Raw genomic sequence first — 14,460 nt, forward strand, 5'->3', positions numbered from 1 at the left:
GTGATATAGTCCAGCCGGCACGGGTTGAGCATGTGGAGCGGTTTGAATTTGCCATGAGGATCCCACCATTCCGCCGCCATCGCCTCGAATTTCGCGATCTCCGACGGGTCCACCGTATTCGGATGCGCTTGCATTCTGGTCTCCGTATGCTCTTTTTACCGTTGAGGACTATATAGGGCCATAATGGACAAGTACCCGGACCAAAAGCGCGCAGTTCAATACCTGTACCCGCCGACCGACCCTTTCGATCAGCGGATGCTGGATGTCGGCGACGGCCATCGCATCTACGTCGAACAATGCGGCAATCCCAAGGGGATACCGGTCGTCGTGTTGCATGGCGGACCGGGCGGCGGATGCAGCCCGGCGATGCGCCGGTATTTCGATCCGCTCATATACCGGGTGATTCTCTTCGATCAGAGGGGATGCGGCCGGTCACGGCCCCACGCGTCGGTCGAAAACAACACGACCTGGCATCTGGTCGCGGATATCGAGCGTATCCGGCGCGCGTTGGACATCGACACCTGGATTGCATTCGGCGGCAGCTGGGGGGCCACCCTTGCGCTGGTCTATGCGCAGACCCATCCCGATCGCGTCACCCGGCTGGTCCTGCGGGGCGTGTTCCTGATGACCCAAGCCGAGCTGGATTGGTTCTACGGCGGTGGCGCTGGAAAGTTCTGGCCCGAACCCTGGGTCAAGTTCCTGTCGCTGTTGCCGGACCATGAACAGCATGACCCGATACGGGCCTATCACAAGCGATTGTTTTCCGGTGATCGTGCCACCGAGATCCTCTATGGCCGTGCGTGGTCGAATTGGGAAAACGCACTGGCTTCGATCCACAGCAACGGTTCGACCGGCGAAAGCCCGGGCGACTACGCACGCGCCTTTGCCCGGCTTGAGAACCACTATTTTCTCAACCACGGTTTTCTGGAAAGCGACGGTCAGATTCTGGCCAACATGGACAGGATCGCTCATATTCCCGGTCACATCGTTCAGGGGCGTTATGACATGATCTGCCCGCCGGTTTCTGCCTGGAAACTCGGTGAAGCATGGCCGAATGCCGAGCTGAAGCTGATCCGGAATGCCGGTCACGCCCTGTCGGAACCCGGGATCAGCGCCGAACTCGTCCGCATCATGGACGGCATCGCGGAGGGTGTCGCATGACCCGGATCGATCGCCGCGCCCTATTTGCTTCCGGTGCCGCCGCTGCCTTGCTGGCCGCATCCGGCGTGTCACTGGCGGACACACCGAAAAAAGGCGGTGTTCTGCGTCTGGCAGTCCCACGCGACGACAGCCTTGAACAGGTCGCGCGCGGCGCCGTCTTCGACACGTTGACCGAGATTGCGCCTGACGGAACATTGCGCGGCGAGCTTGCGGGTGGCTGGCAGACCGACGCCGATGCACGGGTTTGGACCTTCGACTTGCGCGCGGATGTCAGGTTTCACGATGGCGTGCCGCTTCACGTCAATGACGTGGTTGCCGTGCTGGCCGAACTGGGTCGGGCCGAGGCCTTGGCAGCCGAGCGGGTGCATCTGGAACTGGCTGCATCGAATCCGAGCCTCCCCTTCTTGCTGGCGGATGCAGGATTTGCGGTGACACGCGCAGGCCAGAACGTCACCCCGCTTCACCAGGCCAACGGCACGGGCTGCTATCGGGTCGAGCGGGCGCAGGACGGGCGGCATTTCCTGGGGCGCAGGGTCGCCGACCACTACAAGCAAGGTACGTGCGGCTGGGCCGATGCGATCGAGATCATCGTGATCCCCGATGCCCGCGTTCGGGCCGAAGCCTTGAGGGACGGATTTGTCGATATCGCCGCCGAGCCTTCACCGGACGACCTCGGGAAACGGCGCGGGCTGCGGTTTCACCCTTCCGAGTCCGACATGACCCTGGCGGTAGCGCCGACGGTCGGTATGCCCAAACAGGTCGGGCAGCGCGCAAAACTGGATGACAGCCGGATTGCCGAACGGTGGTGGTTGGCCTGATCGAGGCGAACGCCCCGCCTTTAAGTCTGCTCAAAATTGTGATATAGTCTACACTTATTTCATTTGAGTAGCGATTTCCAAGGGGGCGCTCCCATGAAAATGGAAACTGTCAAGAATGTTACTATTGTACTATTGGCCCTTGTCCTGGCTTATGTGGCCGTCTTCGCGCTGGATCAGGGAAACGATGTCACCGTCAAGGTCAGCAAGGACGGGTCAATCGAATTTGCCGCGAAACAGGGACAATCTTTGACCGAACTCATCGGCAAGGGGCTGGACGCGCTGGAAATCGGTGAGCAGGACACCGGCGAGGATCGTGCCAGAAAACAGACCGAGAAACGCGCCCTTGCGTCTGCGCTTGCGGCGCGTGGCTACTACAATATCGAAGATGTCGCGCTGGCGGATGCGATCCGGGGCCTGGACAAGGACGATCCCCTGTCGCCGCATCTGCGGAACGTGCTCTACAATCTCGAAGGTCCGTTCGCGCTGCCCGGAACCTTGCGCGGGGCGGACTCACGGATGTGGAACGCCATTGCCGACCTATATGACGGGCTCAGGGACGAGCCCAACGATGACAGCCAGCTGTTCGCGACCCTGTACACGAACTTCATTCAGCAGGAGACTGTGTTCAGCCCGTTCAAGCACGAGATCGTCGCCGAAGGCGTTTTGCTGCGTGAGACTTCCGAAACGGAAAAGCCCCTGGTCTACACCTGTCCGGACAGTTTCCTGCAACGCGGTATCACCGTTCTGGTCAAGTCCTCGGGAAATGCTTCGAACATCATGCGCCAGTTCATTGTGCGGCAAGACCCGGTGTTTCACTCCTGCACCGCGAGGACACCGTTCGAGTTTCTCTCCGGCTCACAGGTCAAGTTGGGGCTGAATCAGGCGGCCTTCGATCAGCTTTTCCCACCGCGGGTGGCCGAATCCGAGCAATTGCTCGGGCGCGGGACGTTGTCACTCATTGTCTATCCGCGCAACACGCAACCGGCGCGATTCGCGGCTGCCGTGGAATAATGGAGGCCGAAATGCGAACGATCATCATGGCCTGCGTCTTGGTCCTGGCTTGGTCGCTTGCGCTGACTGCAACGGCACAAGCGCAAGGCCGGGAATGTATTTTTGACGGCGTGGTCTATGACGACGGGGCGCGCGTCGGCCCTTATGTTTGCATCGATGGAGAGTGGGTGCTTTCCGAGTGACGCCTTTCTTGCGCCTCAGGTGCGAGCGGACTTGCAATCCCGCGGCCCGCTCGCTATATGGCCTTGCAACAGCGGCGCGTCGGGCCAAAGGCTCGGGGCTCCACCGGAAATGATCGACGGGCCGCGGGCCCGTTTTTTTGTGTTTGGATCCTATGGCAAACGACCTGATAGCGAAGGCTGCGATCGACAGGCGACTGGCTGAAATCGTGACCCCCGTCATCGAAGACATGGGGTATGAATTGGTGCGAATCCGGCTCATGAGCGGCAAGCAGACCACCCTGCAGATCATGGCCGACAAGCCGGAGGGCGGGATCGAAGTGGACGACTGCGCCGAGATCTCCAACGCGGTCAGCGCGTCCCTGGATGTCGAGGATCCTATCCTCGACGCCTATGTGCTGGAAGTGTCGAGCCCCGGTATCGACCGGCCCCTGACCCGGATCAAGGATTTCGAGATGTTCGAGGGCTACGAAGCCAAGCTCGAGACATCCGAGCTGATCGACGGGCGCCGCCGGTTCAAGGGCCAATTGGCCGGCGTCGAAGGTGACGAGGTGCTGATCAACATTCCGCAGGGGGATGAAACGATCACCATCGGTCTGAAATTCGACTGGCTCAGTGACGCCAAACTGGTGCTGACCGATGACCTGATCAAGGAAATGCTGCGTCAACGCAAGGCAAGCGGCGCGTTGAACGAAAACGTATTCGACGAGATCGTGACCGAAGGGTCCGAAGAGGAGAGAAACTGATGGCAATCACTTCTGCAAACCAGCTGGAGCTGTTGCAAACGGCCGAAGCCGTGGCCCGCGAAAAGATGATCGATCCGGCGCTGGTGGTCGAGGCGATGGAGGAATCGCTCGCCCGCGCCGCCAAGAGCCGGTACGGAGCCGAAATGGACATTCGCGTGTCCATCGACCGCAAGACCGGCAAGGCGACCTTTACCCGCGTGCGCACCGTTGTCGAAGATGATGCATTGGAGAACTATCAGGCGGAAATGACCGTCGAGCAGGCACGTCAGTACATGGAAGATCCCAAGGTCGGCGATACCTTCGTCGAAGAAGTGCCCCCGGTCGAAATGGGCCGGATCGCCGCGCAGTCGGCCAAGCAGGTCATCCTGCAGAAGGTTCGCGAGGCCGAACGGGATCGTCAGTACGAAGAATTCAAGGACCGTGCCGGCACAATTATCAACGGCGTCGTCAAACGCGAGGAGTACGGCAACGTCATCGTCGATGTGGGCGCGGGCGAAGCGATTCTGCGTCGCAACGAAAAGATCGGTCGCGAAAGCTATCGACCCAATGATCGCATCCGCTGCTACATCAAGGACGTGCGCCGCGAACAGCGTGGCCCGCAGATCTTCCTGAGCCGCACCGCACCGGAATTCATGGCGGAACTGTTCAAGATGGAGGTGCCGGAGATCTATGACGGCATCATCGAGGTCAAGGCCGTCGCCCGCGATCCCGGTTCGCGCGCCAAGATCGCCGTGATCTCCTATGACAACTCGATCGACCCGGTGGGCGCCTGCGTCGGCATGCGCGGCAGCCGCGTGCAGGCCGTTGTGAACGAGCTGCAGGGCGAAAAGATCGACATCATCCCCTGGAACGAGGATCAACCGACCTTCCTGGTGAACGCGCTGCAACCGGCCGAGGTTTCCAAGGTGGTTCTGGACGAAGAAGCCGGCAAGATCGAGGTCGTCGTGCCCGAAGATCAGCTGTCGCTCGCCATCGGCCGCCGCGGTCAGAACGTGCGCCTGGCCAGCCAGTTGACCGGCCTGGATATCGACATCATGACCGAGGCCGAGGAATCTGCCCGCCGTCAGAAGGAGTTCGAAGCCCGGACCCAGCTGTTCATGGAAAGCCTGGATCTGGACGAGTTCTTTGCACAGCTTCTGGTGTCGGAAGGGTTCACCAACCTCGAAGAAGTGGCCTATGTCGAACTCGACGAATTGCTGGTGATCGACGGGGTTGACGAAGACACCGCCAACGAATTGCAGGCCCGCGCGCGCGATTTCCTGGAAGCGCAAGCGAAGGCCGCGCTGGACAACGCCCGCGCGATGGGTGTCGAGGACAGCCTCATTGAATTCGAGGGGCTGACACCCCAGATGGTAGAGGCTCTGGCAAAGGACGGCGTGAAGACGCTGGAAGACTTCGCCACCTGCGCCGACTGGGAACTGGCCGGCGGCTGGACAACCGTTGACGGGCAGCGCGTCAAGGACGACGGCATTCTCGAACCGTTCGACGTTTCTCTTGAAGAGGCGCAGGATCTTGTGATGACCGCGCGCATCATGCTGGGCTGGGTCGATCCGGCCGATCTGGAAGCCCAGGCCGAAGACGGCGATCAGGAACCGTCGGAAGAGGAGGCCGGAGCCTGAACCGAGGCTCCGGGAGACGGCCATGGGTCGCGGCGGCGTCCACAAGGATCGTTCGGAAGCGCCCGAACGGAAATGCATCGCCACAGGCGATATTCACCCTAAATATGGGTTGATCCGCTTTGTGGCAGGCCCGGACGGTCAGGTGTATCCGGATATCGCCGCCAAGCTGCCGGGGCGCGGCGTCTATGTCGCCGCCGACCGCGCATCGCTGGAGCGGGCGATCAAGAAGAACCTGTTCGCCCGTGGGCTGAAAGCGCCGGTGACGGCGTCTGAAACCCTGATCGACCAGGTCGAAGACCTGTTGTCGCGCCGCGTGGTCGAGCTCATCAGCATGGCGCGCAAATCCGGCGACGCGGTGGCGGGGTACGAAAAGGTCAAGACCTGGCTCGACAAGGAACAGGCGCAGGTGCTGATCCAGGCTGCCGACGGGTCGGGCCGGGGCAAATCGAAACTGAGCACGCCGCATTTTGGCAAATATATCGGCTGGCTCACCGCGGATGAATTGGGCATGGCATTTGGCCGCCAAACAGTGATACATGCGGCGCTGTCCTCTGGTGGACTCGCCAAACGTGTTGTAGAGGAAGCGCAGCGCCTGCGTGGCTTGCGCAAAACGGATGACGGCGGCAAGGGCCGCTCGGAAGGGTAAGTAGCTTTATGAGCGATAGTGATGGCAAAAAGACATTGGGCCTTCGTGGGGGCGCTCGTCCCGGAAACGTGAAACAGAGTTTCAGCCACGGACGGACCAAGAATGTCGTGGTGGAGACCAAACGCAAGCGCGTGGTGGTTCCCAAGCCGGGTGCGTCCAAACCCGCCGCCGGCACCGCCACGCCGTCCAGCGACCCTTCGCGCCGCCCTGCCGGGATCTCGGATGCCGAAATGGAGCGCCGCCTGAAAGCCTTGCAGGCTGCCAAGGCGCGCGAGGCCGCAGAGGCGGCCCAGCGCGAGGCCGAGGAAAAGGCACGCGAAGAGGAGCGAGCCCGCCGCCGCGCCGAACAGGAAGCCAAGGAGCGCGAACAACGCGAGGCCGAGGAAAAGGCGCGCCAGAAAGCCGAGGAAGAAGAACGCAAGCGCCAAGAAGCCGAGGTGGCCGAACAGCGCGCCGCGGCTGAGGCCGCAGTCGCCAAGGAAGCGCCCAAGGCCAAGGCCACCCCCAGCAAGCCCGCCGCACCCGACTCGCAACGCAAGACCGAGCGCGAGCGCGAACAGCGTCCGTCGCGCGGCAAGGGACGCGAGGATGGTCGCCGGTCCGGCAAGCTGACGCTCAACCAGGCGCTGTCTGGCGGTGAAGGCGGACGCCAACGCTCGATGGCCGCGATGAAGCGCAAACAGGAACGCGCGCGTCAGAAGGCCATGGGCGGCCCGGTGGAACGGGAAAAGGTGATCCGAGACGTTCAGTTGCCCGAAGCGATCATGGTTTCGGAACTGGCCAACCGCATGGCCGAACGCGTGGCCGATGTGGTCAAGGAACTGATGAAGATGGGCATGATGGTCACCCAGAACCAGACCATCGACGCCGACACCGCCGAACTGATCATTCAGGAATTCGGCCACAACGTGGTGCGCGTCTCGGACGCGGATGTCGAGGACGTGATCAAGGAAATCGAGGACAAGGAAGAAGATCTTCTGCCGCGTCCGCCGGTCATAACCATCATGGGTCACGTCGATCACGGCAAGACGTCGCTGCTGGACGCGATCCGAAACACCAAGGTGGTCGCGGGCGAAGCGGGCGGCATCACGCAGCATATCGGCGCCTATCAGGTCCAGACCAAGGATGGCGTGACGCTGACCTTCCTGGATACGCCGGGCCACGCCGCCTTTACCTCGATGCGTTCGCGCGGTGCGCAAGTGACGGATATCGTGGTGCTGGTCGTGGCTGCCGACGATGCCGTGATGCCCCAGACGATCGAGGCCATCAACCATGCCAAGGCCGCCAACGTGCCGATGATCGTGGCGATCAACAAGATCGACAAGCCCGAGGCCAACCCGGACAAGGTGCGCACCGACCTGCTCCAGCACGAGGTGATCGTCGAAAAGATGTCCGGCGACGTTCAGGATGTCGAGGTTTCGGCGATGACCGGCCAGGGTCTGGACGACCTGCTGGAAGCCATCGCGCTGCAGGCCGAGATCCTGGAGCTCAAGGCAAACCCGAACCGCGCCGCGCAAGGCGCCGTGATCGAAGCGCAGCTTGACGTGGGCCGTGGCCCGGTGGCGACGGTGCTGGTGCAGAACGGCACCCTGCACCAGGGCGACATCTTTGTCGTGGGCGAGCAGTACGGCAAGGTCCGCGCGCTGATCAACGACAAGGGCGAGCGCGTCAAGGAGGCCGGCCCGTCGGTGCCCGTCGAGGTTCTTGGCCTCAATGGCACACCCGAGGCCGGTGACGTTCTGAACGTCACCGACACCGAGGCGCAGGCCCGCGAGATCGCGGAGTACCGCGCTCAGGTCGCCAAGGACAAACGTGCGGCCGCGGGCGCGGCGACCACCCTCGAACAGCTCATGCAGAAGGCCAAGGAAGACGAGAACGTGGCCGAACTGCCGATTCTGGTCAAAGCTGACGTGCAGGGCTCGGCCGAGGCCATCGTGCAGGCGATGGAAAAGATCGGCAATGACGAGGTGCGCGTCAGGGTCTTGCATTCGGGCGTCGGCGCGATCACCGAAACCGATATCGGCCTGGCCGAAGCCTCGGGCGCCCCGGTCTTTGGCTTCAATGTTCGGGCCAATGCCTCGGCCCGGAACACGGCGAACCAGAAGGGTGTGGAAATCCGATACTACTCGGTGATCTACGATCTGGTGGATGACGTGAAAGCCGCCGCATCCGGCCTGCTGAGCGCAGAGATCCGCGAAAAGTTCATCGGCTATGCCGAGATCAAGGAAGTCTTCAAGGTCTCGGGCGTCGGCAAGGTGGCCGGCTGCCTTGTCACCGAGGGCGTTGCCCGCCGCTCGGCCGGCGTCCGGCTGCTGCGCGACAACGTGGTGATCCACGAGGGCACGCTGAAGACCCTGAAACGTTTCAAGGACGAAGTGGCCGAAGTGCAGTCAGGTCAGGAATGCGGTATGGCGTTCGAAAACTACGACGACATTCGCGCAGGCGACGTGATCGAGATTTTCGAGCGCGAGGAAGTTACGCGAACTCTTGACTGAGGCTTTGCCCGATGAATCCCAAGCGGCGGTCCAAATCGGGCCGCCGTTTGCTTTCTGGGCCGGTCGCATGACCGCCAGATCAATCCTGAGTGGTGCCGGTTTTCTCTTTCGTTTTCGCCGAAAGGACGGGGCGACCGAAAAACAGTTTCTTCCCATCCCGCACCGCGATACGCCCGTCAGCCAATAACCGGACGAATGTTCCCTGCACGAATACGCAACTGCCAATAGTAATGGTTCGAAGCATGTTCGCCCCTCCCCCACAAAATCGGACAGCTGCGATCATACTCTAAACACAAGCAGTTTTGTAATTAATTCTTTGAGCGAAGGATTAATTCCAAAGCGGCCACACTCTTGGTATGCAGCTTCCGTTTGCGCGGCCGCGCTTTTTACAACCATTCTCGCAAGATCGGGATCAAGGGAATGTCCGCCGGCGGCATCGGATAATCGCGCAGTTCATTGGCGCGAACCCATTTGAGGTTCTGCCCCTCGCGCGATTGCGCAATGCCCTCCCATTTGCGGCAGGCGAACAGCGGCATCAGCAAGTGAAAGTCGTCATAGTTGTGGCTGGCAAAGGTCAGCGGGGCAAGACATGACGCCCATGTGTTGATCCCGAGCTCTTCCTCAAGCTCTCGGATCAAAGCCGTCTCCGGCGTTTCACCGGCTTCGACCTTGCCACCCGGAAACTCCCACAACCCGGCCAACGACTTGCCCTCGGGCCGCTGCGCCAGCAGCACCCGGCCGTCCACGTCAATCAAGGCGACGGCTGAGACGAGAACCGTCTTCACGACCTGTAATCCGCGTTGATCTCGATATATCCATGGGTCAGGTCGCAGGTCCAGATCGTGGCCTTGCCCTGGCCCAGGCCCAGATCGACGGCAATCACCAATTCCTGCCCCTTCATATACGCGGCGGCGTCTGCCTCGCGATAGGTCGGGTTGACCCAACCCTTTTCGGCAACCAGGATATCGCCGAAGGAAATGCTCAGCCGATCCCGGTCCGCGGCCGCGCCGGATTTCCCGATCGCCATCACGATTCGGCCCCAGTTCGGGTCTTCTCCGGCAATCGCAGTCTTGACCAGCGGCGAGTTGGCGATGGACAGCCCATGCACCTTGGCATCGGCGTCCGAGGCTGCACCGGTCACGCGGATCTCGACGAATTTGGTCGCACCCTCACCGTCTTTCACGACCTGCTGCGCCAGGTCCAGCATCACCGCCTCCAGCGCGCGCGCGAATGCGACACTGCCGCTCGCGTCAACACCGGATGCGCCAGTTGCACACAACAACAGGCTGTCAGAGGTGGACGTGTCGCTGTCCACGGTGATGCAGTTGAACGTGCGCTCCGTGATTTCGCTCAGCTGCCGTTGCAACTCGGCGTGTTCAACCTTGGCATCGGTGAAGACGTAGACAAGCATCGTCGCCATATCCGGGGCAATCATCCCCGATCCCTTGGCGATTCCGGCAATCGAAACGGGCTTGCCATCCAGATCCACTCCTGCGCTGGCACCTTTTGGAAAGGTGTCGGTGGTCATGATGGCTTCGGCCGCCTCTTTCAGCGCATCCGGCCGCAGCGCCGCGTTGAGCTCGTCCAGTTTCGCCACGATACGTTCGTGCGGCAGCGGCTCACCAATGACGCCGGTCGAGGATGTGAACACGCGCGAGGCCGGTACACCTGTCGCGTCCGACACGGCCTGTGTCACTGCCGCAACCGATTCCTGCCCGCGATGCCCCGTAAACGCGTTGGCATTGCCGGAATTCACCAGAATCGCAGCCGGGCCGGTGCTGTCGCCGCCAATCTTGTTCTGGCAATCCAGAACCGGCGCCGCGCGGGTCGCGGACCGTGTGAACACGCCAGCCACCGAGGTGCCCGAATCCATGACGGCCAACATGACATCCGTGCGCCCTTGATACCGAACCCCCGCCGCGATCGAGGCAAACCGCACACCCGCGATGGGCGGCAGATCGGGAAATCCGGCCGGGGCCAGCGGCGAGACCTTGGTGATCTTGGCCATGCCGCCTTACTCCTGAACGAGGTCCAACTGACGCAGGATTTCCGGACCCACACCTTCCAGCTGAGGGCGTTCGATCTGGGCCGCATCGGTGAGGGTGTCGAGTCGCGCCTGGATCGCATCCTGTTGGATCTTCGAGGCAATCTCGCCACGCACCTGTTCGAACTCGGGCGCCTTGGCCTGCCGCTTGTCGTTCAGGATCACGATGTGCCAACCGAACTGGGTCTGCACCGGTTCGGAGATCTGGCCCTTTTCCAGTGCAACCACCGCCTGTTCGAATTCGGGCACCATCGCGCCAGCGCCGAACCAACCCAGTTCACCGCCGTTCGGCCCGGACGGGCCGGTCGATTTTTCCTTGGCGGTTTCCGCGAAATCGGCCCCGGCATCCAGATCGGCCTTGATGGCCTTGGCCTCCTCTTCGGTCTCCACGAGGATGTGGGAAGCGTTGTATTCGTCGCCGCCGAAGCCGTCGCCATACTGTTCGTCATAGGCGGACCGAATCGCGTCGTCCGTCAGCGCCTCCTCCGAGATGTCCTCGATGGTTTCCGCCGCCAGCAATGAGCGGGTTTCGTTCTCCAGCGCCAGCGCCACGTGCTTGGGCACGGCGCCGCCCTGCGCCTGCTTCAGCAGAGTCTGCTGCACCAGCTGGTCCAGGATCGCGTCATACAGAACCTTGTCGTCAAGCTCCTGATACTGGCGCGGCAGGGTCGCACGGGCGATGATCATGTGCCCCAGCGTGATCTCGTCGCCATTGACGACAGCCACCACCGTATCGGCGTCGGCCTTGGGTTCGGCTGCCAGCGGCATGGCCAGGACTGCGGCAAGCGCCAGCGATGGCAGAATTGTGAGGCCTTTGGGCATGGAATCATCCTATTCTCTTGCCGCGACCGGGCGCGGCGTTGACACTCTTTGGCCCGCCGCTTACATCGCTTGAAGCCTTGGACAGGACCGCCTTTCACTCCCCGTATCTATGGGTTGCGCGCAGGGCGGGCAAGCCTGTCGCAACCTCGACAAGAACAGATCCGCTGGAGTGAACATGCTGGGACTCGGAACGCTCGCCAAAAAGGTGTTCGGGACGCCGAATGACCGCAAGATCAAGGCGACCCGCCCGCTGGTCGAAAAGATCAATGCGCTGGAGCCCGAGTATGAAAAGCTGTCGGATGACGCGCTGAAAGAGAAAACCGAAGAGTTGCGCAAGCGTGCGCTGGACGGCGAAAGCCTGGACGATCTGTTGCCCGAAGCCTTCGCCAACGTGCGCGAAGCCGCCAAGCGCGCCCTGGGTCTGCGGGCCTTTGACGTGCAGCTGCTGGGCGGCATCTTCCTGCATCAGGGCAACATCTCGGAAATGAAGACCGGTGAAGGCAAGACGCTGGTCGCGACCTTTCCGGCCTATCTCAACGCGCTGACCGGCAAGGGCGTGCACATCGTCACGGTCAACGAATACCTTGCCAAGCGGGACGCCGAATGGATGGGCAAGGTTTTTGGCACCGTCGGCATGACCACGGGCGTGATCTGGTCCGGTCAACCCGACGCCGAAAAGATGGCGGCCTATTCCAGCGACGTGACCTATGCCACCAACAACGAACTGGGCTTTGACTATCTGCGCGACAACATGAAGGCGGACCTGAACGAGGTCTATCAAAAGCACCACAATTTCGCCATCGTGGACGAGGTCGACTCGATCCTGATCGACGAGGCACGCACGCCGCTGATCATCTCGGGGCCGTCGCAGGACCGGTCCGACCTCTACACCGCCATCGACGAACTGATCCCGTCGCTTCAGGACGACCACTATTCGCTGGACGAAAAGTCCCGCAACGTGACCTTCACCGACGAGGGCAACGAGTTTCTGGAGCAGTTGCTGCTGGAGCGCAATCTGCTGCCTGAGGGGCACTCGCTCTATGATCCGGAAAGCACGACCATCGTGCACCACGTCAATCAGGGACTGCGTGCGCACAAACTGTTCCAGCGCGACAAGGACTATATCGTGCGCGATGGCAACGTGGTGCTGATCGACGAATTCACGGGCCGCATGATGCCGGGGCGGCGACTGTCGGACGGGCTGCACCAGGCGATCGAGGCCAAGGAAGGCGTGCAGATCCAGCCTGAAAACGTGACGCTGGCCAGCGTGACGTTCCAGAACTACTTCCGTCTCTACGACAAGCTGTCGGGCATGACCGGCACAGCGTTGACAGAAGCCGAGGAATTCCGCGAGATCTACGGTCTCGGCGTGGTCGAAGTGCCGACCAACATGCCGATTGCCCGTCTGGACGAGGACGACCAGGTTTATCGCACGACCGCCGAGAAATACGCGGCGATGATCAAGGAGATCAAGAAGGCGAACGAAAAGGGCCAGCCGGTGCTGGTCGGCACCACCTCGATCGAAAAGTCCGAGATGCTGAGCCAGATGCTGACCAAGGAAGGCATCGAGCACAATGTTCTGAACGCGCGCCAGCACGAAAAGGAAGCGCAGATCGTGGCCGAGGCCGGCCGGCTTGGGGCCGTGACCATCGCCACCAACATGGCCGGCCGCGGGACGGACATTCAGCTGGGCGGCAATGTCGAGTTGAAGGTGCTCGCCGCGATCGCCGAGAACCCCGATGCCGACCCTGCCGAACTGCGCGCCGCCGAAGAAGCGCACCATGCCGAGGAAAAGCAAAAGGTGATCGAGGCCGGGGGCCTGTTCGTCATGGCCTCGGAACGGCATGAAAGCCGCCGCATCGACAACCAGCTGCGGGGCCGTTCCGGCCGTCAGGGCGATCCGGGGCGCACGGTGTTCCACCTGAGCCTCGAAGACGATCTGATGCGCATCTTCGGGTCCGAGCGGCTGGACAAGGTTCTGACAACCTTGGGCATGCAGGAAGGCGAAGCCATCGTGCACCCTTGGGTCAACAAGTCGCTCGAACGCGCGCAGGCCAAGGTCGAGGGCCGCAACTTTGACATGCGAAAGAACGTGCTGAAGTTCGACGATGTGATGAACGACCAGCGCAAGGTGATCTTCAGCCAACGCCGCGAGATCATGTCGGCCGAAGACCTGTCCGAGATCGTGTCGGACATGCGCGAACAGGTCATCGACGACCTGATCGACCACTACATGCCGCCCAAGACCTATGCCGACCAATGGGACACCGACGGGCTGCATGCAGCCGTGATCGACAAGCTGGGCGTGGACGTTCCGGTTCAGGACTGGGCGGCCGAAGACGGCGTGGATGACGACGAAATCCGTGAGCGGTTGATCAAGGCGGCCGATGAGATGATGGCCAAGAAGGCCGTTGATTTCGGCCCCGAGAACATGCGCAACATCGAAAAGCAGGTCTTGCTGCAAACCATCGACACCAAATGGCGCGAACATCTTCTGACTCTTGAACACCTGCGTTCGGTGGTCGGGTTCCGCGGCTATGCCCAGCGCGATCCGCTTAACGAATACAAGAACGAAGCCTTTCAACTGTTCGAATCCATGCTCGACGGCTTGCGCGAGACCGTGACGCAGCAATTGTCGCGAATCCGGCCACTTACCGAGGAAGAACAGCGGCAGATGCTGGCGCAGATGGCGGCGCAACAGGCGCAACTGCAACAGGCCGGCGAACGGGCCGAAGCGGTGGCCGAAGCCGCTGCCTCGGGCGATGCCCGTCCCGGTTTCGTCGAGGACGATCCAACGACCTGGGGCAACCCGTCACGCAATGACAGATGTCCCTGCGGTTCGGGAAAGAAGTTCAAACACTGCCACGGACGGCTGATCTGAACGACGCCTTCAAAGAGACAAAAACACTCCCAAGGGCG

The 14,460-nt window shown here is 61.6% G+C and carries 13 protein-coding genes and 1 pseudogene; 9 read left to right on the top strand and 5 right to left on the bottom strand.

Going from position 1 to position 14,460, the window contains the following annotated elements:
- Positions 1–134 (bottom strand): annotated as a pseudogene (locus tag AC2FNJ_RS08980) (bifunctional 2-polyprenyl-6-hydroxyphenol methylase/3-demethylubiquinol 3-O-methyltransferase UbiG); the annotation flags it as partial.
- A 49-nt stretch (positions 135–183) separates the two neighbouring features.
- Here AC2FNJ_RS08980 and pip point away from each other — a divergent pair.
- From pip to infB, 8 genes are all read left to right on the top strand, one after another.
- Positions 184–1,161: a prolyl aminopeptidase gene (gene pip, locus AC2FNJ_RS08985; RefSeq protein ID WP_496763888.1), complete on the top strand. Its 978-nt coding sequence runs from the start codon at positions 184–186 to the stop codon at positions 1,159–1,161.
- Positions 1,158–1,979 carry an ABC transporter substrate-binding protein gene (locus AC2FNJ_RS08990; RefSeq protein ID WP_496763889.1) on the top strand — a complete coding sequence of 274 codons (822 nt, stop codon included), beginning with the start codon at positions 1,158–1,160 and terminating at the stop codon, positions 1,977–1,979. Before pip ends, AC2FNJ_RS08990 begins: the two co-directional genes overlap by 4 nt.
- A gap of 93 nt (positions 1,980–2,072) precedes the next feature.
- Positions 2,073–2,990, top strand: a complete 918-nt coding sequence (locus tag AC2FNJ_RS08995) for a hypothetical protein (protein WP_496763890.1) — start codon at positions 2,073–2,075, stop codon at positions 2,988–2,990.
- Between the two features lie 11 nt (positions 2,991–3,001).
- Positions 3,002–3,172, top strand: a complete 171-nt coding sequence (locus tag AC2FNJ_RS09000) for a hypothetical protein (protein WP_496763891.1) — start codon at positions 3,002–3,004, stop codon at positions 3,170–3,172.
- Between the two features lie 152 nt (positions 3,173–3,324).
- On the top strand, positions 3,325–3,915 hold the full coding sequence (gene rimP, locus AC2FNJ_RS09005) for a ribosome maturation factor RimP (protein ID WP_496763892.1): 591 nt from the start codon (positions 3,325–3,327) through the stop codon (positions 3,913–3,915).
- A complete protein-coding gene (nusA, locus tag AC2FNJ_RS09010; protein ID WP_496763893.1) occupies positions 3,915–5,534 on the top strand; it encodes a transcription termination factor NusA in 1,620 nt (539 codons plus the stop codon). The genes rimP and nusA overlap by 1 nt, the downstream gene beginning before the upstream one ends.
- A 22-nt stretch (positions 5,535–5,556) precedes the next feature.
- Complete coding sequence (locus tag AC2FNJ_RS09015) at positions 5,557–6,180, top strand: RNA-binding protein (protein WP_496763894.1); 624 nt, start codon at positions 5,557–5,559, stop codon at positions 6,178–6,180.
- A gap of 8 nt (positions 6,181–6,188) precedes the next feature.
- Positions 6,189–8,675, top strand: coding sequence for a translation initiation factor IF-2 (gene infB / locus AC2FNJ_RS09020; protein ID WP_496763895.1), 2,487 nt, complete (start codon positions 6,189–6,191; stop codon positions 8,673–8,675).
- A 79-nt stretch (positions 8,676–8,754) separates the two neighbouring features.
- Here the strand turns inward: infB and AC2FNJ_RS09025 are convergent, their stop codons facing one another.
- From AC2FNJ_RS09025 to AC2FNJ_RS09040, 4 genes are all read right to left on the bottom strand, one after another.
- Positions 8,755–8,919, bottom strand: a complete 165-nt coding sequence (locus AC2FNJ_RS09025) for a hypothetical protein (RefSeq protein ID WP_496763896.1) — start codon at positions 8,917–8,919, stop codon at positions 8,755–8,757.
- 142 nt (positions 8,920–9,061) lie between these two features.
- Complete coding sequence (gene mutT / locus AC2FNJ_RS09030) at positions 9,062–9,460, bottom strand: 8-oxo-dGTP diphosphatase MutT (RefSeq protein WP_496763897.1); 399 nt, start codon at positions 9,458–9,460, stop codon at positions 9,062–9,064.
- Positions 9,457–10,683 (bottom strand): bifunctional glutamate N-acetyltransferase/amino-acid acetyltransferase ArgJ, encoded by a 1,227-nt coding sequence (gene argJ / locus AC2FNJ_RS09035; RefSeq protein ID WP_496763898.1) that lies wholly within the window; start codon positions 10,681–10,683, stop codon positions 9,457–9,459. The genes mutT and argJ overlap by 4 nt, the downstream gene beginning before the upstream one ends.
- Before the next feature lie 6 nt (positions 10,684–10,689).
- Positions 10,690–11,541, bottom strand: a complete 852-nt coding sequence (locus AC2FNJ_RS09040) for a foldase protein PrsA (protein WP_496763899.1) — start codon at positions 11,539–11,541, stop codon at positions 10,690–10,692.
- Between the two features lie 175 nt (positions 11,542–11,716).
- Between AC2FNJ_RS09040 and secA the strand changes: the two genes are divergently transcribed.
- Positions 11,717–14,422 carry a preprotein translocase subunit SecA gene (gene secA, locus AC2FNJ_RS09045; RefSeq protein ID WP_496763900.1) on the top strand — a complete coding sequence of 902 codons (2,706 nt, stop codon included), beginning with the start codon at positions 11,717–11,719 and terminating at the stop codon, positions 14,420–14,422.
- The last annotated feature ends 38 nt before the right edge of the window (positions 14,423–14,460 follow it).

Source organism: Ruegeria sp. BHSB196 (genome assembly GCF_059613135.1).

Excerpts from the sequence above, each read along its gene's own strand:
- rimP (WP_496763892.1), top strand. The coding sequence starts at position 3,325 with ATGGCAAACGACCTGATAGCGAAGGCTGCGATCGACAGGCGACTGGCT.
- AC2FNJ_RS08990 (WP_496763889.1), top strand. The coding sequence starts at position 1,158 with ATGACCCGGATCGATCGCCGCGCCCTATTTGCTTCCGGTGCCGCCGCT.
- AC2FNJ_RS09015 (WP_496763894.1), top strand. The coding sequence starts at position 5,557 with ATGGGTCGCGGCGGCGTCCACAAGGATCGTTCGGAAGCGCCCGAACGG.
- AC2FNJ_RS08995 (WP_496763890.1), top strand. The coding sequence starts at position 2,073 with ATGAAAATGGAAACTGTCAAGAATGTTACTATTGTACTATTGGCCCTT.
- argJ (WP_496763898.1), bottom strand. The coding sequence starts at position 10,683 with ATGGCCAAGATCACCAAGGTCTCGCCGCTGGCCCCGGCCGGATTTCCC.
- AC2FNJ_RS09000 (WP_496763891.1), top strand. The coding sequence starts at position 3,002 with ATGCGAACGATCATCATGGCCTGCGTCTTGGTCCTGGCTTGGTCGCTT.
- secA (WP_496763900.1), top strand. The coding sequence starts at position 11,717 with ATGCTGGGACTCGGAACGCTCGCCAAAAAGGTGTTCGGGACGCCGAAT.
- infB (WP_496763895.1), top strand. The coding sequence starts at position 6,189 with ATGAGCGATAGTGATGGCAAAAAGACATTGGGCCTTCGTGGGGGCGCT.
- AC2FNJ_RS09025 (WP_496763896.1), bottom strand. The coding sequence starts at position 8,919 with ATGCTTCGAACCATTACTATTGGCAGTTGCGTATTCGTGCAGGGAACA.
- pip (WP_496763888.1), top strand. The coding sequence starts at position 184 with ATGGACAAGTACCCGGACCAAAAGCGCGCAGTTCAATACCTGTACCCG.
- AC2FNJ_RS09040 (WP_496763899.1), bottom strand. The coding sequence starts at position 11,541 with ATGCCCAAAGGCCTCACAATTCTGCCATCGCTGGCGCTTGCCGCAGTC.
- nusA (WP_496763893.1), top strand. The coding sequence starts at position 3,915 with ATGGCAATCACTTCTGCAAACCAGCTGGAGCTGTTGCAAACGGCCGAA.